The sequence below is a fragment of the Hydrogenivirga sp. 128-5-R1-1 genome, from assembly GCF_000171895.1.
On sequence record NZ_ABHJ01000003.1, the window covers coordinates 51,400 to 73,542 of the forward strand.

The window sequence follows — 22,143 nt, forward strand, 5'->3', positions numbered from 1 at the left end:
GTTGAAACGACGGGGCGTACGCCCCGTTCAATCACTGCCCCTTAAATTCCTTGTCTATCTCTTTGTCAAGCTCCTGGTAAGCCTTCTTAGCCTGGTAGAGCTGCCAGAGCGCCTGCTCGTTTTTCAGGCTCGTCTCAACCTGAGTCTTTATGAAGTCCTTGACCATCTCCGGGTCTATACCCACGAGAACGAAGAGCTCGTTACAGGGTGACCTCCAGAGGGCGACCTGTTTGGAACCCCTTATGGTCTGGTAGGCGACCTGTTTGGACACCTGGACTGAAACCCTGTCCACAGTTTCAGCGTCACCCACACCCGTCACCTGCATGAAGTTCTTGACCATGTTCTTGACCCTTATCTCAATCATACGGGCGAGCTCATCCCTGGCATTGGCGAGAGCTTCCGTCCTCGCGAACTGAAGACCAGCCTTACCCAGCTTGGCAGAACCGACGGCAGCCAGCTTAGAGCCCTTCACCTCAGGATTGAGCACCCATGATGGTGCACCCTTCAGGCAGGGGTCTCCCTCAAAACCGGTGGCAGCCTCCTTCTTACCTCCGCAGGAGGTCACAAAGGTTATGCTTGCAAGTCCAGCGAGAGAAAATATCAGCGCTTTCTTCATTATTCCACCCTCCTTTAGCTTTGGCTGCCTTTAATTATAAGTTTTAAATTCACACCTTAACAGGGAAATTTCACATTACAACCCTTATCTTCATTCTATCCGTAAGGAAATTTATAAGTTCCGTGCTCGGGTTTATCCTGTAATCGGGCGGAGGCTGGAGTACCGCCTTGAAATCTTTCCCTCTTATCTCAAGAACAACCTGTACTCCATCGTCGTTTTTAAATCTGTCAAGAAGTTCCTTCAGCTTTTCCATCTTTCCGTTTATGGCGTCTTCCCTCTTAAGGATGAGTGTTATAGAGCCGTTACCGTTCTTTGAAACCTCTTCGGGCAACAAGACCTGCTGGGCTATGAACTTCACGCTCTCGGTCTCCATGTCCTCGTCCGTGTATCCCTCTATAACCACAACCCTGTCCTCTTTCAGCTTCTCCTTAAACTCCTCGTAAGTATCAGGGAAAGCTACAACCTCTACCATACCGCTCTTGTCTATCAGGTTCAGTATAGCCATGTAACTGCCGTTCCTCGTCTTCTTGACCTGAAGGTTGGACACCGCACCGGCCAAGGTCAATGTGCTCCCCTTGCCTATACCCTCAAGTTCTTCAATTGGAGTGTACTTACCTGCCAAGAGCTTCTCGTACTTATCAAGCGGGTGTCCGGATATGTAGAAGCCTATGACCTCCTTTTCCATCCTCAGTATGTCGTTTATGTCTAACTTTTTCTTCTTCTGGGTTCCGCCGAAGAGGCTGTTCTGGGCGAGGCTGGACATGTTCTTACCGGAGGATGAGAGCCTATCAAGGAGCTCGTCCCTCTTGGTTCCCGTAAAGTCAAAGGCACCAGCCTTTATAAGGCACTCAAGGACTTTCTTGTTCACCTTCCTGCCGTCCACCCTGCTCACGAAGTCCTGAATTCCCCTGAACTCCCTGTCTTTTCTCGCCTCCGTTATAGCCTTTGCCGCCTCCTCTCCCACACCCTTTATCCTTCCTATGCCGAACCTTACCTCCCTCTCACCCTCTATGATGAAACCCACGTCGCTCCTGTTCACATCCGGCGGGAGTATCTCAAAGCCCATGATCTTGGCGTCCTTTATGAGGTTTATGAACTTGTTGTCGTTCTTCTCGGTGGTGAGCTTGACCGCAAAGAACTCTGCAGGGTAGTGAGCCTTCATGTAGGCAGTCCAGTAGGAAATGTATCCGTAGGCTACCGAGTGGGACTTGTTGAAGGAGTAAGAGGCAAACTTCTCTATGTCCTCCCAGAGCTTGGTTATCTTGTCCTCCGGAAAGCCCCTCTCCACAGACCCCTTTATGAACTTCTCCCTCATCTGTTCCATGAGGTCTTTCTTCTTCTTTCCTATCGCCTTTCTGAGGGTGTCCGCCTCACCGGGAGTGAAGCCCGCCAGCACACGGGACATCCTCATCACCTGCTCCTGATACACGATCACACCGTAGGTCTCTTTGAGAACCTCCTCCAATTCCGGGAATGGATAATCAACGGGCTCCTTGCCATGCTTCCTGTTTATGTACCTGTCCACCAGCCCGCTCTTTAGAGGTCCCGGTCTGTACAGGGCGAGGACAGCCACTATGTCGTCAAAGGAGTCGGGTTTGAGCCTCTTGAGAAGCTCCTTCATGCCCCTGCTCTCAAGCTGGAAGACCCCCGTGGTGTTGCCGTCTTGTAGAAGCTCAAAGACCTTTGGATCGTCCATGGGAAGGGAGAGAAAGTCAACCTCTTCGCCCCTCCTCTCCTTGACCAGATCCCTCATACCCTTGAGCTCCGTGAGGGTCTTGAGTCCAAGGAAGTCCATCTTGAGAAGTCCCATGTCCTCCAGCTTGGTCATGTCAAACTGGGTCGCCACAGCTCCGTCCCTGTCGTAGAAGAGCGGAATGAGATCCGATAAGGGTTTTGGAGCTATAACGACGCCTGCGGCGTGGAGGGAGGTGTGACGGGTGAGACCCTCAAGCCTGAGAGCTATCTGGACGAGCTTATCTATCTCTGCGTTCTCTTTGCAGAGCTTCCTGAACTTGTTTACGTTGTCCTCTATGTCTCCCCTGTGGGCGCCGTAGCGCTCTTTGAGAACCTCCATGGGTGTGGAGTACATCTCTTCAAGGGAGAGCCACGTTCCCTGAACGTCTCCCTGAGGTATGAGTTTGGCGAGTTGGTCTGCGGTAGAGTAGGGAAGCCCCAAGGCTCTGGCAACGTCCCTGAGAGTTTGCTTAGCCTTCATCACGTTGTAGGTGATTATCTGGGCTACGTTCTCCCTTCCGTACTTGTCCTTGACGTACTCTATGACCCTGTCCCTATTGTCCTGACAGAAGTCCACGTCTATGTCGGGCATGGAGACCCTTTCGGGATTTAGGAATCTCTCAAATAGGAGCCCGTGCCTGATGGGGTCAACGTCCGTTATGCCGATGGAGTAGGCGACCAGAGATCCCGCTGCAGAACCCCTTCCGGGTCCCACGGGAACGCTGTTGTTCTTAGCCCAGTTTATAAAGTCCTGAACTATGAGGAAGTATCCCGCAAAGCCCATGCGGTTTATCACGTCCAGCTCAAACTCAAGCCTCTCCCAGTATTCCCTCGTGTCCTTAGCCTGCCCCTTGGCTATCCTCTGCTTCAGTCCCCTCACCGCAAGGTCTCTTAGATGATCCTCAAGGGTGGTGTCCTTGGGCACCTGATACTCCGGCAGGAGGTAACCGCTGGTTTCAAAGAGATCAAAGCTGTCTGCGGTTCTGTCCATTACCTCAAGGGTGTTCAGTAGGGCTCGCTCCCAGCCATCAAACTTGCCTTCAAACTTTCTCCAGACCTCCTCGGGACTTGCAAAATGAAGCCCGTCGTTGGCACACCTGAAGCCTCCCTTGGTCATGTCGTGGACGGTTCTCTTCATCTGGATAGCCATGAGGGTGGTGTGAGCCTCCCTGTCCTCTGGGTTCAGGTAGTGGGAGTCGTTGGTGGCTATCAGCTCTACCCCGTACTTCTTAGCTATCTCTATGAGGTTCCTGTTGGCGACCGCCTGCTCGTCTATGTCGTTGGACTGGAGCTCCAAGAAGAGGTCTTCTCCGAATATGTCCTTGAACTTCTTCACCCACTCCTCAGCCTTCTGGGTCTCGTTTATAGAGGCGTAGTAAGTGGGAACGCCTTTGAGACAGGCTGTAAGGGCAATTAGACCCTCTCCATACTTCTCAAGCAGTTCGTAGTCTATTCTGGGCTTGTAATAAAACCCCTCCTTGTAGGCGAGGGTGGAGAGCTTGAAGAGGTTCTTGAGTCCCGTATCGTTCTTGGCTATGAGTATGAGGTGGTGGTTATACTTGTCGGTTATGTTGTCCTCACTACCCTTGGTCTTTCTGTCAAACCTTGACCCGGTGGTGAAGTAAGCCTCCATGCCGATTATGGGCTTTATGCCTTCTTTCTTCAGGGCTTTGTAGAACTGGAAAGATCCGAAGAGGTTTCCGTGGTCGGACATCCCCACGGCTCTGTATCCGAACTCCTTCGCCTTCTTGACCAAGTCCTCTATCTTTATAGCCCCATCAAGGAGTGAGTACTGGGTGTGCAAGTGCAGGTGAACGAAATCTTTGACCCCCTCTCTCATGGCTTCAATTGATGATAAGTCCGCTCACCTCGGGGGACAGGCTGATTTTGAGAAGTATATCGGTGACTTGCGAGTCCGATTATAAGTCAATCAAATGTTAGGCTTTTTCTTCAGCCTTTCTCATAACCTTAACTATGACCTCTTTGACCCTGTTTCTCTCAACATCACCCACTATGAACTTGAAGCCATCGTACTCAAACTCATCCCCTTTCTCAGGCACCTTCTCAAGGTTAGCCATCACGAAACCGCTCACCGTATCGTAGTCGTACTCCTCTGGAAGCTCAAAGCCCAACTTTTGGGCAACCTCCTCTATGTCCGCCGAGCCGTCTATCCGGAACATGTCGTAGGAGAGCTTCTCTATCTCCTTCTCCTCCTCCCACTCCTCCGGCACCTCACCTACGAGCCACCTGAGAACGTCGTACATGGTTACCAAGCCCGATACAGCTCCGTGCTCATCAACGACCATCGCTATCTGGGTTCTCGCCTTCCTCAGCTCCTGAAGGAGGCTACCCACGCTCATGACCTCCGGTACGAAGAGGACTTCCCTCTTAAACTCCCCAAGGGCTCTGTCCCTGTTCTTGTTCACCGGCAGTAGATCCTTTACGTGAACCACACCGCTAACATCGTCAAGCCTCTCCTTGTAGACGGGTATCCTGCTGTGCCCGTGTTTCTTTATATCCTCTATCACCTCTCCCACCTTAAGGTCCTCCTTGAGGGCGAATATGTCGGGTCTCGGGGTCATTATCTCCCTCACGAGCACCTCGTCCATCTCAAAGACCTTTTCAACCATCTCCCTCTCGTCCTCCGAGAACTCTCCCGCCTCTATACCCAGTTCAAGGATGCCTAAGAGCTTCTCCTCGGAGAGCTCAAACTCTTCATCTCTGCTCTCTATACCGAGCTTTTTCAGTAGAGTCTGGACGGGCAGAAGGAGTATTAGCCTCACGGGAGTTATGACCAGGTGGAAGAGGTAGAAGATGGGTGCGTAAAGGAGAGAGAGCCTGTCAGCCACGGGAAGGACGGCATTCTTGGGAAGGGTCTCACCGAATATGAATATGAGGAGGGACATTATCACGGCGGATATGAAGGCACCCTCCTTCCCGAAGCTCTGGGTGAAGAGCTTTGCCCCGTAGGAGGATATGAAGACGTTCACCAGCTCGTTGCCTATGAGTATGGATATCAGAACCTCTTTGGGCTTCGTCAGTAGGCGCATGAGGACCCTGTAAAGCCTGCTCTTGGAGTACTTCATTAAGAAAGGCTTGCTGACGCTGAAGAAGACCACCTCCGAGGAGGCGAAGAAGCCCGACGCAAACAGCAAGAAGGCAAAGACGAGCAGGTCAGTATAGGTTGCAGTTAACGAGCCTTCCATTCAGCTCTGACCTCCTGACAGTTCTGGAACACTCCTCTCTGTAGTCGGGACACCTGGGTGCAAAGGGACAACCCTCTTCGGGGATAACATACTCAACCTCCTTGAAATCCTCTTCCTTTCTGAACCTCGGGTGTTTAACGGGAACGTTGCTGAGGAGGAACTTGGTGTATGGGTGTAGAGGCTCCTTGAGAACCTCCTCTTTTCTCCCCAACTCCATGAGCATTCCTCCGTATATGACCGCCACCCTATCGGCTATCTTCTCCACCACCCTTATGTCGTGGGTTATGAAGATGAAGGCTATGCCTTCCCCTTTAAGACTCTCAAACAGCTTAAGTATCTCCCATTGGACGGACACGTCCAGAGAAGCGGTGGGTTCGTCGGCTACTATCAGGCTCGGCTTCAGAACTATCGCCCTCGCTATGGCTACCCTCTGCCTCTGTCCTCCAGATAGATCGTCGGGCTTCCTGTTCAGGAACTCGGAAGGGAGCTGAACCTTCTCTATGGCTCTCTCAACGGTATCTTTCCTGTCCTTCAAGCCGTGAACCACGAGCGGTTCTTCAAGTATCTCCCGCACCCTCATCCTGGGATTAAGGGAACTCCTCGGATCCTGAAACACGACCGACACCTTACGAGTGTACTCCTTACCCATCTTAAAGGCGTCCTTGCCGGAAAAGAGAACCTCTCCGGAGGTAGGCTCCTCAAGCCTGAGGATAACCTTGCCGAGGGTGGTCTTGCCCGAGCCGGACTCACCTACCACACCGAGTATCTCGGATTTTTTAATGGAAAAGCTCACATTTCTCAGTGCGTAAAAGGGCTTTCTCTTGAATAGACCAGCTTTGAGCTTGTAAGCTTTTGATACCTCTCTGACCTCAAGCAGTGTGTTCATCTATGTCCCGATAGACCCTCCGTCATATAGTCCTTGAGAACTTGAGCTCCTTTTTAGACTTCAGGTAGGCATCAAACACCATGGCTACATTCCTTATGAGAAGCCTTCCCACGGGAAGTATGTTTATCCTCCTGTCTTTGAGCTCTATGAGTCCGTCCTCCTCCAGTTCCCTTAACTCCTCCAGCTCCCTCTCAAAGTAGTCCTCAAAGTTTATGCCGAACTCCTCCTCTATCCTTGAGAAGCTCACGCCGAGGTTGCACATTATATCCATGATCACTTCACGTCTTATGAAGTCGTCGTCGTTAAGTATATACCCTCTGAAGACCGGCAGTCTGCCCTCGTCTATTGCAACGTTGTACTCCCTGAGGGTCTTGTAGTTCTGGAAGTAAGAGTCCTGAAGCATACCTATGGATGTGGCTCCTATGCCCAGGAGTTCAACGCCCTTCCTCGTGGTGTAACCCTGAAAGTTCCTCCAGAGCTTGCCCTCCCTTTGAGCCACCGCGAGCTCGTCCTCAGGCTTGGCGAAGTGATCCATGCCTATGTACACATACCCGGCGTCCTGGAATTTCTCTATAACCATCTCTATTATGGAGAGCTTCTCCTCCGCAGAGGGGAGGGTGTCAGGGTCTATGTGCTTCTGGATCGGCTTAACCCAGGGGACGTAAGCGAAGCTGTACACGGCTATCCTGTTGGGATCTAACTCAATAACCTTCTCCACCGTTCTCTGAAAACTTTCTCTCGTCTGGTAAGGGAGTCCGTAGATGAGGTCTATGTTGATGCTGTAAAAGCCAAGCTCCCTGAGCCTCTTCATAGTTCTCTCCATGAGCTCGTAGGGCTGTATCCTGTTTATAGCCCTCTGAACCTTTTCGTCCAAGTCCTGCAAGCCCATACTGACCCTGTTAAAGCCCACGTCTCTTATGGTTTGAAGCTGCTCGTCGGTAGCGTAACGTGGGTCTATCTCTATGCTGACCTCAGCGTCTTCGGAGAAGGTAAACCTTCTCTTTATCTCTCCCATGAACTCCCTTATCTCATCGGGTTCAAGGTAGTTGGGGGTTCCCCCTCCCCAGTGGAGCTGCTCTACCCTTCTTTCCCTGTCCAAGAGCTCGGAGACCATATCCATCTCCCTGTAAACTCTGTCCAAGTAAGGTCTCTCTATACCCTTTCTGTGGGAGATTATTATGTTGCACCCGCAGTAGTAGCACCCGCTCTCGCAGAAGGGTATGTGGAAGTACAGGGATAGCGGAGTCTTCCTCTCGTTACTCTTTATGAGCCTCTCCCTGTAGTCCTGAGCCCCAACCTCCTCTGTAAACTCCGTTGCAGGGGGATAGCTGGTGTACCTCGGACCCGGTCGGTCGTACTTCTTTATAAGCTCTCTGTTAAATTCTGTTCTCATAGCTCTAATAAATATAGTCCTTTACGAGTCCTCACGTCCCGCCCAGTATCAGGTGGTAGAGGAAGACCAGGGGAGGGTATATTATCTTCCCGAGCACCCCGGTAAACAAAAGCACGGTTATCACAAAGAAGCCGTATATCTCGTACTTGTAGAATAGCTCCCAGTACTTAAAGGACAGAAAGCTCATGAGGGCTTTGCTGCCGTCCAGAGGGGGTATGGGGATTATGTTAAAGAGGGCGAGTATAAGGTTTATCAGGACAGACTTTGCTGAAAATATGAGCAGGGGGTAGATTATGGACTTGGCTACGAAAGGGTCAACGCTCTCCGACAGCCCGTACAGTACCCTGTAAACAACTCCAAAACCCACCGCAAGGCTCAGGTTCATAACCACACCCGCTATGGAGGTGAAGAAGGTTCCCATCCTCAGGTCTCTGAAGTTCATGGGATTTATCGGCACCGGTTTAGCCCAGCCGAATATTATCGGGGAGTTCAGAACTATAAACATGGCGGGGAGTATTATGGTTCCCACGGGGTCTATGTGGGGGATCGGGTTCAGTGTGAGCCTTCCCGCCATCTTCGCCGTCGGGTCACCCATCCTGTAGGCGACCCATCCGTGAGCTACCTCGTGAAGGATAACAGCTATCATCAGGGCTGGTATTGAGAGGACTGCTTCGCTGAGGTTCATAGCAGTGAGAATTATAAAATAATACCTATGAACGTTGATAGTGCAGAGATCTCAAGGAGGATAAAGGAGCTCGTAGAGCCTCTCATAAAGGGAATGGGCTACAGGCTCTTTGATGTTGAGTTCAAACCTGAGAGGGGGTGGGTTCTGAGGGTAATAATAGACAAGCCGGGCGGAGTAACGATAAGGGACTGCGAAGAGGTTAGCAAGAAGATAAGCGGTCTCTTGGACGTGGAGGACATAATTCCTTTCTCATACATGCTGGAGATATCCTCACCGGGCTTAACGAGGGAACTGGAGAAACCCGAACACTACGATTTCTTCAAGGGAAGACTCGTCAAGGTCGTGCTTAGGGAGCCTGTGAGCGGGAAGAGGGAAGCAACCGGCTATGTGGAAAGTGTCAGGGAAGGTATAATAACTCTCCGAGAGAGGGAAAAGGGAGAAGCGCTACACATACCCTTCTCCGCAATAGCTAAGGGAAGGCTGGAGCCAGAGAAATGGTAAAGAACATAAGAAAGCTGATAGAACAGGTAGCCAAGGAAAAAGACCTCCCTGAGAGGGTGGTTGAGTACGCCCTCAAGAACGCCATAGCTATAGCTATAAAGAAGGATAAGAGGATAAGGGAGAACCTGGACATAGAGTTCACCGATGAGGGTATAAAGGTCTACGTGGTAAAGGGAAAGGGTAGGGAAAAAGAGAGGCTACCTCTTGATATAAGCACGGAGGACGTCAACAGGATAGCTGCCTTCGCAGCTAAGGAGGAGTTCCTCAACGAGCTGGAGAGGGCGGAGAGAGAGAGGGGCTTCCTGGAGTACAAGGAGCTTGAGGGCGAGGTGGTAACGGGTATAGTTAGGAAGATATACGACAACGGAGATATACTCGTTGACCTTGGAAAGGTTGAGGCTGTACTACCCCGCAGGGAACAGATACCCGGCGAGACTTACCACGTCGGTGATAAGGTCAAGGCGTTGCTCCTTGAGGTGAAGAAGATGCACGGTGAGCCACGGCTCATACTATCCAGGACACACCCCCTATTCTTAAAGAGGCTCCTTGAGACGGAGATCCCCGAGGTGGCGGACAAGGAGATAGAGGTGAAGTCTGTAGCCCGGATACCGGGTGAAAGGGCGAAGGTGGCTGTTTACGCTAAGGACATGAAGATGGATCCTGTGGGCATAGTTGTGGGTCTCAGGGGCTCAAGGATACAACCCATATCGGACGAACTCCACGGAGAGAAGATAGATGTGGTCAGGTGGACGGACGACGAAGAGGAGTTCATAAGGAGGGCTCTGTCCCCTGCACAGCCTACGGCGATAAGGCTCATACCTGAAGAGGAGAGGGCTGAGGTGGCAGTCCCCCAAGACCAGCTCTCCCTGGCAATAGGAAGGAGGGGGACAAACGTGAAGCTTGCCCACAGGCTTACAGGTTGGCACATAGACGTGATGTCGGAGGAAGACTTTGAAAAGCTCACGGAGCTTAGAGAGACAGAGTCAAGTGAGTAAAGAGGACAGCTTAAGGCTCAGCATAGAGAAGCTCGTTTACGGTGGTTATGGGCTTGCACGCCACAGGGATAAGGTCATACTCGTCCGCTTCGCTGCACCTCAGGAGCTGGTTGACGCAGAGGTAGTAGAGGACAAGAAGGATTACGCCGAGGCTTTGGTCAACAACGTAGTCCTCTCCTCCAGGTCCCGCAGAGAGGCGCCGTGTCCGCACTTTGGGGTATGTGGCGGCTGTCAGCTTCAGCACATAGACTATGTGACTCAGGTTGAGAGCAAGGAGTCCATACTCGTTGAAACTCTGCAGAGGATAGGTAAGATAAAGAGCGTTCCCCTCGGGGAACCCATTCAGTCCGGTCAGGAGTTCGGTTACAGGGTCAGGGTACAGTTCAAAGTCAAGAGCGGAAAGCTGGGCTTTTTCAGGTGGGACGAGCACGAGGTTGTAGACATAGATAACTGTCCCGTAGCCCACCCGAGGATAAACGAGCTCATACCTTCCCTCAAAGAGTGTGTAAAACACATAAGAGAGCTCCAGGAGATCCACGTCAATTACTCCCCATCGGAGGACAAGTTCCTTGTCAAGTTCGTGACGCCCACGGAGATGGACAGAGAGCTTCTCAGCAACCTCAAGGAGGACTGCCTTCCGGAGGACGTGGTTGGAGTCGGAGATTACTCAAGGCTCAGGACTATACTCAACCGGAGGTTCTGGATAGGGAAAGAGTACCTCTTCGTAGAGGTGAGCAGCTGGAAGTTCAGGGTCAGCGCGGACTCCTTCTTTCAGGTGAACTGGACTATATGGAAGAGCTTTATAGAGGCGGTGAGCGATGTGAAGTCATACAGGAAGGCGATAGACCTTCACTGCGGGGTGGGCTTCTTCACCATACCTCTCTCGGAGAAGGGCAACTTCATAGAGGGCTCCGACAGCAACCCCTCAGCGATAAACGACGCCGAATACAACGCCAAGCTCAACGGCAGGGACAACGTGGTATTCATGAGGTCGGACGCTTACAGGCACCTCAAGAGCAGGGGAGGAGAAGTCCTTGACCTCGTAGTCCTTGACCCACCGCGGAGCGGTCTTGAAAAGAACGAAATGGAACTCCTCGTTAAGAACAAACCCGAGAACATAGTTTACGTATCCTGCAACCCATCAACGCTCGCCCGTGATCTGAAAACGCTCCTCAGGAACGGCTACACTCTGGAGAAGATAAGACTCGTGGACATGTTCCCCCAGACCTATCACATTGAGAGCGTGAGCTTTTTGAGGGTTCAGGAGTAAGAGAAGAGGAGCTTGCCCTTCTGAACCTCTTTGGGAGAAAGGAGTATTTTATCCTCCGCCATGAATTGGACGAAGCCCTCTATCAGTCCCATGAGGAAGTAAACCACGGGAGACTTCTCTATGTCTTCAGCCCTGATAGCCTCACTGAAGATGTCGTCCTCCACGCTTATGGTGGAGTCTTCCTTCTCCACCTTCTTGGCAAAGCCGAGCTCTTCCAGCATCATGCAGGTTCTCTTTACGGCTTCCTCCTTGTCAAGCACTTCCGGCAGGTGACCTATCAGACTTTCAAGGAGTCTCGGTCCGCTGTGCCTGCCGGCGTCTCTCAGAACGGCGTTAGCCCCCTTGTCCCCTATGAGGTTCCTTACCCCCTCAATTAGTTCTACCATGGAAATTACGAGTATGTCCGGATCCACCATCTGTACACCCCCTAAAATTTACGCCTGCTTTAGGTTTAAAATCGGAACAGCAAGCTTTTCCTTCAGCTGGATAAATTCTGTGGATATGCTGTACGTATCACGGAGGGTATAGAAGGCGTCCAGGACGCTTTTCTCAAAGTTATTTTCAAGGCTCTTTATTACGTAATCTACATCCCGCATCTTCACGAAGGCGATCCCAGACCACTTCTCCTTCACCATGCCCACGGTTACGTGGATCCTGTTAAAGAAGCTAAACAGGCTCTCTTTGGAGAGTTTTATACCCCCGTCTATCAGGAGAACGTCGTTGCCCCTGAGCTTCCTCAACCCCTTGTAGGCTCCAAACACGGTGTTGTCCCTGAGGTTGTTTATCAGGCAGAGATCGGGGAATTTGTCAAATAGGTCTTTGAACTGGGAGCTTACCGAGGCGTAAACGCTATCAACGCCTATAATTCTGTTCAGAAGTGAGAGGTTTCCTTCAAGCTCCCTGTAAAACTTATCCTTTCCGTTTTCAAGGAGTTCGGAGTAAAGGACGAGCAAAGCTTTCATACTATAATTCTAAAACACCGATGAGCTTTTGTCTCAAAAAAAGACTCCTCATTGAGAAACCCCGCATATATAGTTCCGGAGAAGTCCTGTGGGTTCACTGTGCAAGCGTGGGAGAGTTCAACACCTTCAAGCCGATTTTAAAGGAACTTAAAAGCTCCCACAGGATAGCTTTGACTTACTTCTCCCCTAGGGCAAAGGAGTTCCTTGAGTCCCAGAGTGGGTTCTACGACCTTCTCTTTCCCCTTCCCTTAGACCTTCCCTTTCTAATCAGGAAGTTTGAGAGCCTCTTGAAGCCAAAAGCCCTGATAGTGGTTGAAAGGGAGCTATGGTTCTCTTTAATAAAGTTCACCAGAACGAAGAAGATACTCGTTAACGCCTACGCCAAGGGTAGCCTAATGGAAAAGCTCCTGATACCAGAGTTTCGGCTCATAGTAGCAAGGGAGGAGGAGGACAGGAGGCTCTTTATAGAGGAAGGGGCTAAGAGGGTTGAAGTCTGTGGCAACCTGAAATTCGTCCAGGACAGCGGCTTTAAACCCGTCAGCCTGAATGTACCCGAGGGCTACAAGGTATTCGTCGCCGGAAGCGTCAGGGAGGGTGAAGAGGAGTTCATCCTAAGGGCGTTCCTGAAGGTCAGAGGGAAAATCCCCCTGAAGCTGATCGTCGCACCCAGGCACATAAAGAGAGCCAGAAACATCAAAGCCCTCGCCGAGTCCATGGGCTTAAAGGTATCTCTCAGGAGCTCCGGAGATGAAAGCTGGGACGTCCTGGTGGTTGACACCCTCGGTGAGCTCAGGGCTATATACTCCCTCGCAGATGTCACCTTTGTGGGGGGAACCATGGTGCCCGTTGGTGGACATAACCTCTTAGAGCCAGCCTATCTTGGAAAGCCTGTCATCTTCGGAAAGCACACCCATAAGGTAAGGGAGCTTGAGAGTCTCCTTACATCAAAGGGATACGGATTTAAGGTCGGCGACGAAGGAGAGCTTACCACCACCTTTGAAAGGCTCCTCAGGGAGGGTTTTTCACCCACGGAAGATCTCAGGGGGCTCTCCATCAAAGTGAAGGAGTGTTATATGAAGGCTATCCTATCCGAGCTTGATTAACCCCCTTATGTGCTCCTCCACTTCCTCAAGGGTCTTCATAAAGGAAGCCTCCCCACCTGAAGGCTCCTCTATTAGCCAGTTCTCCCTCCGTTTGTGGGAGACCACGAACTCACACTTCTCCTTAGCCTCGTTACACATCGTCACGAGGACGTCCAGCTTCCGGTAGGGTATCTTGGCGATCGGCTTGGGACGCAGACCTTTAGTAGGGTATCCCTTCTTTTCAAGAACCTGTAGGGTAAGAGGATTTACCTCCTCGGCGGGCTCCGTGCCTGCGGAGAACACCTCAGCCTTTATGCCCACATCGGAGAAGACTTTTTTCGCCACAGCTTCAGCCATTATGCTCCTCACTGCGTTCTCACGGCTTACGAAGGCTATCTTCATGGTCTTTAATAATAGCATGCACAGGAGGGTTTTCCTCTCCATAGGGGACGTATCCGCAGCCAACTACATCTATGAGATCTTCAGAGAAGGCTTTGAGGACACGGAGCTTGTGGGGATAACGAACGAGAAACTTGAGAGTATAGGAGTTAAAAGTGTTGCGAGCATTTCCGAGCTCTCGGTCGTGGGTATAGCCGAAGTTCTACCTAAGCTACTTCAGATAAGGAGGATTTACAAGAGGTGTCTTGAGACCCTTTCAGGGTGTGATATTCTCGTAGCCTGTGATGCACCGGGCTTTAACCTGAGGCTTATAAAGGAAGCCCGCAACTCAGGCGTGAAGAAAATCATCTACTTTATCTCTCCCCAGGTCTGGGCTTGGAAGCCCAGGAGGGCTGAGGTTATAGCGAGGTACGCCGACGAGCTGGTCCTTATACTCCCCTTTGAGAGGGAGCTGTACAGCAGGTTTGAAAACAAGCATTTCAGGGTTCACTACGTCGGACATCCCCTCGTGGACATGGTTCGTCCGGGCATTGACAGAGAGGAGTTTTTAGAAGCGCTCGGCACCAAAGGAGTACCCGTGAACCTTATGCCGGGGAGCCGTTGGGGAGAGGTAAAACGCCACGCACCCTTTTTGAAGGAAGTTGTAAAAGGACTTGTGGACAGGACTGAGCTCTTCGTCCTTCCAACCTTTGAAGAGTTCAGACTCTTTCTTGAGGACATCTTTAAGGACTTACCCGTCAGGGTCATTACGGAAAGGGATATAAGCTCTCCCGCTTACAGCTCAATGTTTTATTCAAAGCTATCCCTCATAGCGTCGGGCACATCTTCCCTTGAAGCCGCCCTTGCCCTGAACCCCCATGTAGTCTTTTACAGGGTGAACCTGCTCACATACCTCATCGGAAAGCTACTCGTTAAGGTGGAGCATGTAAGCCTGCCCAACCTGATACTCGGGAGGGAGGTAGTGCCAGAGTTGATAAACAGAGACCCCTTTGAGGTCGTTCAGGTAGCACGTGAGCTGCTGGAAGATGAGGAAAAAAGGGAAGCTATGAAGGAAAGCTTCGGAGAGCTGAAAAGAAGACTCGGCGGTGAAGGTGTTATTCTCAAACTGAGAAGTCTATTCAAGGAACTATTAAACGGTTGATGTAATTTTACAAATTAATTTACCACCTATCTAAGACTAAATGTGACTTAGCGGGATTTTTCGGGATAGGGGATAAGTGTTGAATGTTGAAGCTTATAAGGAAGTCCTTATGTGTTTAAAAGGAGGGTGGTAAATTTTTTGTAACAAAAGTGGTAATTTTTTTCGTAAAATTCGCTCACTTCTTCAGATACCTCTCCCTGTATATCTCTCTCAGATGTTCAGGAAGCTTGTCCTCGGGAAACTCTCCTCTTACTATCTTGTTCAGATGCCACCACCACTTCTCAAGGGGTTGGGAGGGGTCGTCTTCTATTTTGAACCCGTGCCACTTGGGGGAGTTTTTTAGGAAATAGTCAAGGTCAAGGAGCAGAAACTTATCCGCCATCTTGGTTATTTCATTATCCTCAACCCCATACTCGTATATAAGCTCCCTTTGTTTTTGTAAATCAAAGGGGACGTTCTCAAACTCCAGAACCATCGTGCGGTAGTTCTTCACAAGAGCCTGCTTAGAATATGTCTTAACTGCCATAGTCTAATTATAGGTCTTCCCGTCTGCCTTGCATAGTCCTCGTAGTCTTCATACTGTTCTTCAAGCTCAAAGATAGTTATCTTCGTATCAGGCGGGTGTATGATAGCTATGTACCTTCCAAGTTCAAGAGCTACCCTGTCTCCCTGTTTGTACATAAGAGCCTCCGGGTCTTTGATGTGCTTCGTGAACATCTTGTCAAGTTCCTGGGGGCTCTTAAGGCTCCAGCCGTCTATGTATTTCCTCTTTACATAATGCACCTCAAGACTACTCACGGGTCTTTTATGGAGTATGTTATAGGCTTCCTCGGGTATAACTTCGTAAACTGAACTGAGTTTTAAGAGCTCCCTCTCTATATCTCTGGAGGTTGCCTCTTTCCACCTCCCCGCCCTCGCTGTCCTTCCAATAGTCTGGATTACCTTAAACTCTTCCTTTCCGACCCTATCTATGAGATCCTTCTTTCTGACGAAGGCGTTAAGCTCCCCCTCCCAGAGCTTTTCTATGTCAATCCCAAGAGCTTCTATATCTCTGATATACTGAGGAGCTATCTTCCTTAGAGTTTCCCTGTCCAGCTTTTCCTTCCTTCTCCTCATCCCCTTTCTTCTCACGACAGGGATAAGGTAGCACATGCATTGGGGATGGGGGTTTCTCTGAGAGCTTTATCTGGCGGCGGGGGTGGGATTTGAACCCACGGCAGGGCTAAAACACCCTGCAAGGGATTTCGAATCCCCCGCGTTCGTCCGCTCCGCCACCCCGCCTGACCTTAAAATTATAGGCATGCTAAGCATGACAGGATTTGGAAAAGGGGAGCATGAGAGCGAAAACTGGAAGGTAAACGTTGTGATGCGTTCGCTGAACGGTAAAGGTCTTGACGTATCGGTTAGGATGCCTTCATTTCTTCTGCCTGCAGAGCCAAAGATCAAAGAACTCGTAAAATCCCGCATAAGGAGGGGGACAGTTCATATCATGGTTGACGTGGAGTCCAAGGAAGCTCTGCCTCCTGTGGACATGGAGAAGCTGTCTCAGAACGTTGAGCTCGTCAGAGACATATCTCGCCAACTTGAACTATCCCTGAGCGATGATACGGTGTTTGAGTACGGGTGGAAGTATTCGGAGAAGGTTCTTTCTGAAATGGACGAGGAACTTGAGAAGACCATACTGGGAGCTGTGGAAAGGGCTCTCTCAGAGCTTATTGAGAGCAGGAAGAAGGAAGGAGAAGCCCTGAAGAAAGACCTCTCCCAGCGTGTTGAAAAGATAGAAAATCTCCTTAAAAAGATAAAGGAGAAGAAGGACGAGATAATTGAGAGGCTTAAGGAGAGGGTTCTTGAAAAGGCGAAGAGGTTAGACCTACCTGAAGAACACCCCACGGTCATGAACGAGCTCCTCTTTCTCCTGGAGAAGATGGACGTGGAGGAGGAGGTAACGAGGCTTGAGACCCACATAAAGCGCTTTCGCGCCCTTATAGATAACGGGAAGGAAGTGGGTAAGAAGTTAGAGTTTCTCGCTCAGGAGATGCACAGGGAGATAACCACCCTCGGCAACAAGATACCAGACCTATCCGAATACGTGGTAGACATAAAGGCTGAGATAGACAGGATAAAGCAGCAGGCAGCTAACGTTGAGTAAGCTTTTAAAAACTCGGTATATACTCATGGCTTGAACTGAACGCCGGAGGCGTCTAAATTATACACTTACGAACTCAGGAGGAAGATGATGAGCGTGAGCTTTGATATACAGGAGAGGGAACTTACCCACGAGGAGGTAAGGGAACTCCAGAGAGAGGTAAGAAGGCTTGCCGAGGAGAAGAACGCCGTCATACTTGCCCACTACTACCAGAGAGGTGAGGTTCAGGATATAGCGGACTTCGTAGGTGACTCTCTTGATCTCTCCAGAAAGGCAGCCACCACAGACGCAGACATAATAGTATTCTGCGGCGTGAGGTTTATGTGTGAGACCGCAAAGATACTGAGCCCCAACAAAAAGGTTTTGCACCCCAATCCAGAGTCAGGTTGCCCCATGGCGGACATGGTCACAGCCCAGCAGGTAAGAAAGCTCAGGGAAGAGCACCCGGACGCTGAGTTTGTTGCCTACATAAACACCACCGCGGACGTGAAGGCTGAGGTGGACATATGCGTCACCTCCGCAAACGCCCCCAAAATAATAAAGAAGCTTGAGGCTAAGAAGATAGTCTTTCTTCCAGATCAGGCTCTCGGCGAGTGGGTAGCCAAGCAGGTACCAGACAAGGAGTTCGTCATATGGAAGGGGTTCTGCCCCCCTCACTTTGAGTTCACCGCCAGAGAGGTTATGAAGTTAAAGGAGAGGTACCCGGACGCCAAAGTTGCCGTTCACCCCGAGTGCCACCCAAGAGTTATAGATATAGCGGACTTCGTCGGTTCTACGTCCCAGATAATCAAGTACGCAACCTCCGTTGAAGCGGACAGGGTGATAGTGATAACGGAGGTAGGGCTGAAATACACGCTTATGAAGAAGAACCCAAACAAGGAATACATATTCCCAGAGTCCATGAACTACTGCGGAACGGTTTACTGCTGCACCATGAAGGGCATAACCTTACCGAAAGTCTATGAAACTCTCAAGAACGAGATAAACGAGGTAGAACTGCCCGAGGAGATAATAGAAAGGGCGAGAAGACCCATAGAGAGAATGCTTGAGCTCAGCTGATAAAATATCTCTATGTCTCTGCTCCTCGTCTCGGTTTTGCTTTACCTATTGAGTGGGAGCCTCTTCCTCTTAAAGACCTTCGTCGGATTAAACCTTAGGAACTACCCAACCCTGGTTCTTCTCTTGGCTTTCTTCTTTTACCTGCTCCACTTCTTCAAGGTTTACGCCACCACGGGACACTTCCCCGTGGGGGATATGTACGGCATGGTCTCCCTGATGGGGAACTTACTGATACTTATCTTCATACTCCTTGACCTTGTATTCAAGAAGAGCGTTGCAGACTTCGGTTTGATAGTGGCTTTTGTGGGGTTCCTGACTACGCTCGTGGGGTTGCCCGCCCACAGGGTTGGCTACAAGAACCCCTTTTACGTGTATCACATACTCTCGGCGGCGACAGCTTACGCTTCTCTGATACTCGGCGGGCTCTCCTCGTTGATAAAGTTCTTCGTGGAGAAGAAGCTGAAGGCTAAGCACATAGAGGGTTTCATGGTGCCGATAAACCTCTTAAGGAAGATGGAGAAGATATTTCTTAACCTCGGTTTCATATTTCTGACCATGACGCTCATATTCGGTAGCATATGGGCTAAGAACTTCCTCGGTAAGCACTGGGTAAACGACCCAAAGCTCATACTGACACTCTTCTTGTGGGTGTACTACGCCGTGATAATACACTTAAACCTTGCGAGGGGTCTGAAGCCATCCCGGTTCTCTCTGCTCTCCGCAATCGGACTCTTGCTTCTCCTTGGAAGTCTCCTGTTTATAAGGCACAGTATAGTTTAAATCTCCGTATCTATCAGAAATAGGGGTTGGCCGTACTCAACGGTCTCCCCGTTCTCAACAAGAATCTTCTCTATCTTGCCCCTAACGTCGCTCTCTATCTCGTTCATTACTTTTAAGGCTTCCACTATGCAGAGAACCTGTCCCGGCGAGACTATATCGCCCACCTCAACGAAGGGAGGTGCACCCGGAGAGGGCGAGCGGTAGAAGGTGCCCACGAGGGGACTCTTTATGACGTGATACTGCTTTTCCTCCTCACTTATGTCCTCACTCGGGGGGAGGACTTCCTGGTGTCTGAAATCCTCAACCTGCCTCGGCTTCCTTTCAATCCTCGGCTGTACCACCTCACCCCTGTGGGTCTCTATGACTATCTTCCCCTCCTCATTCTCTATCTTGAGAGACCTTATGTTTGAGTTCTTTACGAGCTCTATAAGCTCCCTTATGAAGTCCTTGTCCATCACTTCACCCTTTCTATGTAGTTGCCCGTTCTTGTATCCACCTTAACTACGTCTCCCTCTGCAACGAAGAAGGGAACCTGAACCACAGCCCCCGTCTCCAGCTTGGCAGGCTTTGTTCCTCCCGCAGCTGTATCACCCTTAAAAGCCGGTTCGGTTTCCACCACCTTAAGCTCCACGTGCTTTGGAAGTTCTATCCCTACCGGCTGTCCCTGATAGAAGAATATGACCACCTGCATTCCCTCTTTCAGGAACTTAGCCTCCTCAGCCACCTTGTCCTTAGGTATAGCCACCATCTCGTAGGTCTGGGTGTTCATGAAGTAGTAGTTGTCCCCGTCCGAGTATGAGTACTCACCAAAGCTCTGCTCAAAGTCTGCGAGGGGTATCGTATCCGAGGACTTGTAGGTTATCTCTATTACGTTCCCCGTGAGCATATTCTTAGCCTTCACCCTGACGAAAGCCTGTCCCTTCCCGGGCTTAACGTGTTCGTAGTCTATTACCCTGTATGGCTCTCCCTTGTGCTCAATGAAAATGTCTCTCGTGATCCTGTTTATATCTATCTTCTCAACCATGGGTAGATATTTTATCAAAGTATAAGCATACCGTCCCCGTAGCTGTAAAACCTGTATTCCTTAGAGACCGCTTCGCGGTAAGCTTTTAAAACGAACTCCTTACCACCGAACGCTGACACAAGGAACAGGAGCGATGAACGGGGCAGGTGGAAGTTGGTTATAAGGGCGTCCACCACCTTGAACTCGTAGCCCGGGTATATGTACAGCTCAGTCCAACCCTCGTAGGATTTGAAGGGGCTTGTCTCCAGGGCTCTCACGACCGTAGTTCCCACCGCCACAACCCTGCCGCCCCTTTCCTTTGTATTATGTATCTTCTCAACGGTCTCCTCCGGCACCCTGATGTATTCGGGTTCAACCACATGCTCCTCAACGCTGTCAGTCTTAACGGGCTTGAAAGTTCCGTAGGATACGTGGAGTGTCACAAACGTCCTTCCTATACCCTTCCTCTCAAGTTTCTCCAGAAGCTCCTCCGAAAAGTGCAGAGAGGCGGTGGGTGAAGCCACGGCGCCTTCCTCCTCAGCGAATATGGTCTGGTAGTACTCCCTGTCTATATCCTCCTCCTCTCTCCTGAGGTAGGGTGGTATGGGTATGTGCCCGTACCTGTCTACCAGTTTGAGGGGGTCTTTCCCCATGAGCCTGACGAGGAACTTCCCATCCTCTATGTGTTCCAACACTTCAATCCCAAAGTCCGGAGCTATCTCTATGCTCAGACCCTTCCTTATCTTCTTCCCTCCCACAAGGGCTTTCCATAGGTCAGGTTTCACGTAGTCGGTGAGCACCACCTCCACCTTACCACCCGTGGGTTTCCTGCCGTAGAGCCTTGCGGGTATAACTTTCGTGTTGTTGAATACGAGGAGGTCTCCCTCCTCAAGGTGATCGGGCAGGTTCCAGAAGGTATCGTGTTTTATGCTCTGGGAACCTCTGTCCAAAACCATGAGCCTCGCGCTGTGCCTGGGAACGACGGGATACTTTGCTATCAGCTCTTCAGGTAGCTCGTAATCAAACTCTTCAACCCTCATCGCCACGTATGTTTAATTTAATGAGTATGGGGGCGAGGAGGGTCGTTACAGCAACGACGAACACCACAACGGCGTAGCCCACGCTGTCTATCGCATTAAAGCTCCTGCCGAACTCCGCAAATATGAGTCCTACCTCTCCACGGGGCATCATGGAGAGACCTATACTCATACGCTCCTTGAAACTCCCCTTGACGACAAAACCCGCGATTACCTTTCCAAATATAGCTATAGCTATCAGAGAAAGGGAGAAAGCCCAGAATTCGCCTGATAAGAAGTCTATCGCCTTAAGGTTGAGGGCAAGACCCACGGAGACGAAGAATATGGGCGCTATAACCTGAACGAGAGGGGTTATACCCTCCTCAACCTTGTGGACTATCTTCTCGTTGAGGTGCAGGAAGGCTGCAAAGGGTAGGGCAAACCTCCTGGAGAGAGCCAGACCCGCAGTAAAGGCACCAAGTATCTCCGGTGAGCCAGCCCTGTAGGCAGCGTAGCCGACCCCGAGGATAAGGGATAGAACTGTGGCGGGGATTATCTCAGGTTCTTTGAGCTTATCAACCACATAAGACAGTGCCTTTGCCATCACCCTGGCTACTATGGGTGCTATAACGAAGAACATGGCTATGTGGAACATCAGGCTCGTGGTAGCCTCAAGGTTCACCTCTTTGGTCTTGGAGAACTCGTAGAGGGCTGCGAGTATCACAACACCTAAGATGTCGTCCAGCACCGCCGCTCCCAGAACTATCTGGGCAAAACGCGCCTTGTGTTTCCCGAGGTCTGTTAGAACCCTGACGGTTATACCTATACTGGTGGCTGTTAGGGCACCCCCTATAAAGAGAGAGCTTATGAGGGGCAGGTCAAAGACGTAGTAAGATATTGCGAAACCGCCCGCAAAGGGCACGGCGGCACCTATAACGGCGACGAGGGTAGACCACACCCCCACCCTTATAAGCATGTGTATATCGGCCTCAAGTCCGACCTCAAAGAGGAGGAGTATGACTCCGAGTTCGGCGAGAACCTTTATGGCTTCACTGAGAGGTATCCATCCCAGGAGACTCTGACCTAAGATAATACCCGCGAAGACCTCCCCCAGAACCGCCGGTATGCCGAGTCTCTTGAACAGGGTGCCGAAGATCTTACCCGTTAAAAGGATTACGGCTATGTGAAGAAAAAGCGTGTGTATATCAACTCCTGCCGCCGCTGCGCCCTCTGCTCCCCCAACCGCTGCCATATTGTGCCCTATTTTAA

23 protein-coding genes and 1 tRNA gene are annotated in these 22,143 nt (G+C 50.6%); 8 read left to right on the forward strand and 16 right to left on the reverse strand.

Going from position 1 to position 22,143, the window contains the following annotated elements; translation table 11 throughout:
• Window positions 1-31 precede the first annotated feature (31 nt).
• The 6 genes from HG1285_RS13545 to HG1285_RS13520 form a co-directional block, all read right to left on the reverse strand.
• Window positions 32-616, reverse strand: coding sequence for an LPP20 family lipoprotein (locus HG1285_RS13545; RefSeq protein WP_008286540.1), 585 nt, complete (start codon window positions 614-616; stop codon window positions 32-34).
• A gap of 70 nt (window positions 617-686) precedes the next feature.
• The gene (gene dnaE / locus HG1285_RS13540) at window positions 687-4,190 is read right to left on the reverse strand and encodes a DNA polymerase III subunit alpha (protein ID WP_008286541.1); all 3,504 of its coding nucleotides are present in this window, start codon (window positions 4,188-4,190) and stop codon (window positions 687-689) included.
• A gap of 97 nt (window positions 4,191-4,287) precedes the next feature.
• Entirely contained in the window at window positions 4,288-5,556 is a 1,269-nt protein-coding gene (locus HG1285_RS13535; protein ID WP_008286542.1) for a hemolysin family protein, read from the reverse strand.
• Complete coding sequence (locus tag HG1285_RS13530; RefSeq protein ID WP_008286543.1) at window positions 5,525-6,442, reverse strand: oligopeptide/dipeptide ABC transporter ATP-binding protein; 918 nt, start codon at window positions 6,440-6,442, stop codon at window positions 5,525-5,527. Before HG1285_RS13530 ends, HG1285_RS13535 begins: the two co-directional genes overlap by 32 nt.
• A 22-nt stretch (window positions 6,443-6,464) precedes the next feature.
• Entirely contained in the window at window positions 6,465-7,835 is a 1,371-nt protein-coding gene (gene hemN, locus HG1285_RS13525; protein ID WP_008286544.1) for an oxygen-independent coproporphyrinogen III oxidase, read from the reverse strand.
• Between the two features lie 31 nt (window positions 7,836-7,866).
• Window positions 7,867-8,520, reverse strand: a complete 654-nt coding sequence (locus tag HG1285_RS13520; RefSeq protein WP_008286545.1) for a site-2 protease family protein — start codon at window positions 8,518-8,520, stop codon at window positions 7,867-7,869.
• Between the two features lie 27 nt (window positions 8,521-8,547).
• Here HG1285_RS13520 and rimP point away from each other — a divergent pair, with 27 nt between their 5' ends.
• From rimP to HG1285_RS13505, 3 genes are read left to right on the forward strand one after another with little or no spacing between them, the layout of a single operon-like run.
• Window positions 8,548-9,021 (forward strand): ribosome maturation factor RimP, encoded by a 474-nt coding sequence (gene rimP, locus HG1285_RS13515; RefSeq protein WP_008286546.1) that lies wholly within the window; start codon window positions 8,548-8,550, stop codon window positions 9,019-9,021.
• Window positions 9,015-10,016 (forward strand): transcription termination factor NusA, encoded by a 1,002-nt coding sequence (nusA, locus tag HG1285_RS13510; RefSeq protein WP_008286547.1) that lies wholly within the window; start codon window positions 9,015-9,017, stop codon window positions 10,014-10,016. The genes rimP and nusA overlap by 7 nt, the downstream gene beginning before the upstream one ends.
• Window positions 10,009-11,286 carry a class I SAM-dependent RNA methyltransferase gene (locus HG1285_RS13505; RefSeq protein ID WP_008286548.1) on the forward strand — a complete coding sequence of 426 codons (1,278 nt, stop codon included), beginning with the start codon at window positions 10,009-10,011 and terminating at the stop codon, window positions 11,284-11,286. The genes nusA and HG1285_RS13505 overlap by 8 nt, the downstream gene beginning before the upstream one ends.
• On the opposite strand, the gene HG1285_RS13500 is transcribed toward HG1285_RS13505, so the two are convergent.
• Both HG1285_RS13500 and HG1285_RS17185 read right to left on the reverse strand, forming a co-directional pair.
• Window positions 11,277-11,702 carry a hypothetical protein gene (locus tag HG1285_RS13500; RefSeq protein ID WP_008286549.1) on the reverse strand — a complete coding sequence of 142 codons (426 nt, stop codon included), beginning with the start codon at window positions 11,700-11,702 and terminating at the stop codon, window positions 11,277-11,279. The genes HG1285_RS13505 and HG1285_RS13500 overlap by 10 nt on opposite strands.
• An 18-nt stretch (window positions 11,703-11,720) precedes the next feature.
• Window positions 11,721-12,248, reverse strand: a complete 528-nt coding sequence (locus HG1285_RS17185; protein WP_008286550.1) for a hypothetical protein — start codon at window positions 12,246-12,248, stop codon at window positions 11,721-11,723.
• A 20-nt stretch (window positions 12,249-12,268) separates the two neighbouring features.
• Between HG1285_RS17185 and HG1285_RS13495 the strand changes: the two genes are divergently transcribed.
• Window positions 12,269-13,351, forward strand: a complete 1,083-nt coding sequence (locus tag HG1285_RS13495) for a glycosyltransferase N-terminal domain-containing protein (RefSeq protein ID WP_008286551.1) — start codon at window positions 12,269-12,271, stop codon at window positions 13,349-13,351.
• On the opposite strand, the gene HG1285_RS13490 is transcribed toward HG1285_RS13495, so the two are convergent.
• Window positions 13,334-13,750 carry a low molecular weight phosphatase family protein gene (locus HG1285_RS13490; protein ID WP_198005423.1) on the reverse strand — a complete coding sequence of 139 codons (417 nt, stop codon included), beginning with the start codon at window positions 13,748-13,750 and terminating at the stop codon, window positions 13,334-13,336. The two genes, HG1285_RS13495 and HG1285_RS13490, sit on opposite strands and share 18 nt — an antisense overlap.
• On the opposite strand from HG1285_RS13490, the gene lpxB reads away from it, so the two are divergent.
• Window positions 13,731-14,870, forward strand: coding sequence for a lipid-A-disaccharide synthase (lpxB, locus tag HG1285_RS13485; RefSeq protein ID WP_232219447.1), 1,140 nt, complete (start codon window positions 13,731-13,733; stop codon window positions 14,868-14,870). The two genes, HG1285_RS13490 and lpxB, sit on opposite strands and share 20 nt — an antisense overlap.
• A 175-nt stretch (window positions 14,871-15,045) precedes the next feature.
• Here the strand turns inward: lpxB and HG1285_RS17190 are convergent, their stop codons facing one another.
• From HG1285_RS17190 to HG1285_RS13475, 3 genes are all read right to left on the reverse strand, one after another.
• Window positions 15,046-15,396: a hypothetical protein gene (locus tag HG1285_RS17190; RefSeq protein ID WP_157560471.1), complete on the reverse strand. Its 351-nt coding sequence runs from the start codon at window positions 15,394-15,396 to the stop codon at window positions 15,046-15,048.
• Window positions 15,360-15,986: a hypothetical protein gene (locus HG1285_RS13480; protein ID WP_232219448.1), complete on the reverse strand. Its 627-nt coding sequence runs from the start codon at window positions 15,984-15,986 to the stop codon at window positions 15,360-15,362. Before HG1285_RS13480 ends, HG1285_RS17190 begins: the two co-directional genes overlap by 37 nt.
• Before the next feature lie 71 nt (window positions 15,987-16,057).
• Window positions 16,058-16,151 (reverse strand) — tRNA-Ser (locus tag HG1285_RS13475).
• A 19-nt stretch (window positions 16,152-16,170) separates the two neighbouring features.
• Here HG1285_RS13475 and HG1285_RS13470 point away from each other — a divergent pair.
• The 3 genes from HG1285_RS13470 to ccsA all read left to right on the forward strand — a co-directional run bounded on the left by HG1285_RS13470 (window position 16,171) and on the right by ccsA (window position 18,855).
• Window positions 16,171-17,019: a YicC/YloC family endoribonuclease gene (locus HG1285_RS13470; protein ID WP_032496385.1), complete on the forward strand. Its 849-nt coding sequence runs from the start codon at window positions 16,171-16,173 to the stop codon at window positions 17,017-17,019.
• Between the two features lie 84 nt (window positions 17,020-17,103).
• Window positions 17,104-18,075 (forward strand): quinolinate synthase NadA, encoded by a 972-nt coding sequence (gene nadA / locus HG1285_RS13465; RefSeq protein WP_008286557.1) that lies wholly within the window; start codon window positions 17,104-17,106, stop codon window positions 18,073-18,075.
• A gap of 12 nt (window positions 18,076-18,087) precedes the next feature.
• Window positions 18,088-18,855 carry a cytochrome c biogenesis protein CcsA gene (gene ccsA, locus HG1285_RS13460; protein ID WP_008286558.1) on the forward strand — a complete coding sequence of 256 codons (768 nt, stop codon included), beginning with the start codon at window positions 18,088-18,090 and terminating at the stop codon, window positions 18,853-18,855.
• Here ccsA and accB read toward each other — a convergent pair.
• Genes accB through HG1285_RS13440 form a run of 4 tightly spaced genes read right to left on the reverse strand, consistent with a single transcriptional unit; the run spans window position 18,852 to window position 22,126 of the window.
• A complete protein-coding gene (gene accB, locus HG1285_RS13455; protein ID WP_008286559.1) occupies window positions 18,852-19,310 on the reverse strand; it encodes an acetyl-CoA carboxylase biotin carboxyl carrier protein in 459 nt (152 codons plus the stop codon). The two genes, ccsA and accB, sit on opposite strands and share 4 nt — an antisense overlap.
• Window positions 19,310-19,879, reverse strand: a complete 570-nt coding sequence (efp, locus tag HG1285_RS13450; RefSeq protein ID WP_008286560.1) for an elongation factor P — start codon at window positions 19,877-19,879, stop codon at window positions 19,310-19,312. The genes accB and efp overlap by 1 nt, the downstream gene beginning before the upstream one ends.
• 14 nt (window positions 19,880-19,893) lie before the next feature.
• Window positions 19,894-20,898 (reverse strand): tRNA preQ1(34) S-adenosylmethionine ribosyltransferase-isomerase QueA, encoded by a 1,005-nt coding sequence (gene queA / locus HG1285_RS13445; protein WP_008286561.1) that lies wholly within the window; start codon window positions 20,896-20,898, stop codon window positions 19,894-19,896.
• On the reverse strand, window positions 20,888-22,126 hold the full coding sequence (locus HG1285_RS13440) for a cation:proton antiporter (RefSeq protein ID WP_008286562.1): 1,239 nt from the start codon (window positions 22,124-22,126) through the stop codon (window positions 20,888-20,890). The genes queA and HG1285_RS13440 overlap by 11 nt, the downstream gene beginning before the upstream one ends.
• Window positions 22,127-22,143: the final 17 nt, after the last annotated feature.

Excerpts from the sequence above, each read along its gene's own strand:
- HG1285_RS13545 (WP_008286540.1), bottom strand. The coding sequence starts at position 616 with ATGAAGAAAGCGCTGATATTTTCTCTCGCTGGACTTGCAAGCATAACC.
- dnaE (WP_008286541.1), bottom strand. The coding sequence starts at position 4,190 with ATGAGAGAGGGGGTCAAAGATTTCGTTCACCTGCACTTGCACACCCAG.
- HG1285_RS13535 (WP_008286542.1), bottom strand. The coding sequence starts at position 5,556 with ATGGAAGGCTCGTTAACTGCAACCTATACTGACCTGCTCGTCTTTGCC.
- HG1285_RS13530 (WP_008286543.1), bottom strand. The coding sequence starts at position 6,442 with ATGAACACACTGCTTGAGGTCAGAGAGGTATCAAAAGCTTACAAGCTC.
- hemN (WP_008286544.1), bottom strand. The coding sequence starts at position 7,835 with ATGAGAACAGAATTTAACAGAGAGCTTATAAAGAAGTACGACCGACCG.
- HG1285_RS13520 (WP_008286545.1), bottom strand. The coding sequence starts at position 8,520 with ATGAACCTCAGCGAAGCAGTCCTCTCAATACCAGCCCTGATGATAGCT.
- rimP (WP_008286546.1), top strand. The coding sequence starts at position 8,548 with ATGAACGTTGATAGTGCAGAGATCTCAAGGAGGATAAAGGAGCTCGTA.
- nusA (WP_008286547.1), top strand. The coding sequence starts at position 9,015 with ATGGTAAAGAACATAAGAAAGCTGATAGAACAGGTAGCCAAGGAAAAA.
- HG1285_RS13500 (WP_008286549.1), bottom strand. The coding sequence starts at position 11,702 with ATGGTGGATCCGGACATACTCGTAATTTCCATGGTAGAACTAATTGAG.
- HG1285_RS17185 (WP_008286550.1), bottom strand. The coding sequence starts at position 12,248 with ATGAAAGCTTTGCTCGTCCTTTACTCCGAACTCCTTGAAAACGGAAAG.
- HG1285_RS13495 (WP_008286551.1), top strand. The coding sequence starts at position 12,269 with ATGAGCTTTTGTCTCAAAAAAAGACTCCTCATTGAGAAACCCCGCATA.
- lpxB (WP_232219447.1), top strand. The coding sequence starts at position 13,731 with ATGGTCTTTAATAATAGCATGCACAGGAGGGTTTTCCTCTCCATAGGG.
- HG1285_RS13490 (WP_198005423.1), bottom strand. The coding sequence starts at position 13,750 with ATGCTATTATTAAAGACCATGAAGATAGCCTTCGTAAGCCGTGAGAAC.
- HG1285_RS17190 (WP_157560471.1), bottom strand. The coding sequence starts at position 15,396 with ATGGCAGTTAAGACATATTCTAAGCAGGCTCTTGTGAAGAACTACCGC.
- HG1285_RS13480 (WP_232219448.1), bottom strand. The coding sequence starts at position 15,986 with ATGAGGAGAAGGAAGGAAAAGCTGGACAGGGAAACTCTAAGGAAGATA.
- HG1285_RS13470 (WP_032496385.1), top strand. The coding sequence starts at position 16,171 with ATGCTAAGCATGACAGGATTTGGAAAAGGGGAGCATGAGAGCGAAAAC.
- nadA (WP_008286557.1), top strand. The coding sequence starts at position 17,104 with ATGATGAGCGTGAGCTTTGATATACAGGAGAGGGAACTTACCCACGAG.
- ccsA (WP_008286558.1), top strand. The coding sequence starts at position 18,088 with ATGTCTCTGCTCCTCGTCTCGGTTTTGCTTTACCTATTGAGTGGGAGC.
- accB (WP_008286559.1), bottom strand. The coding sequence starts at position 19,310 with ATGGACAAGGACTTCATAAGGGAGCTTATAGAGCTCGTAAAGAACTCA.
- efp (WP_008286560.1), bottom strand. The coding sequence starts at position 19,879 with ATGGTTGAGAAGATAGATATAAACAGGATCACGAGAGACATTTTCATT.
- queA (WP_008286561.1), bottom strand. The coding sequence starts at position 20,898 with ATGAGGGTTGAAGAGTTTGATTACGAGCTACCTGAAGAGCTGATAGCA.
- HG1285_RS13440 (WP_008286562.1), bottom strand. The coding sequence starts at position 22,126 with ATGGCAGCGGTTGGGGGAGCAGAGGGCGCAGCGGCGGCAGGAGTTGAT.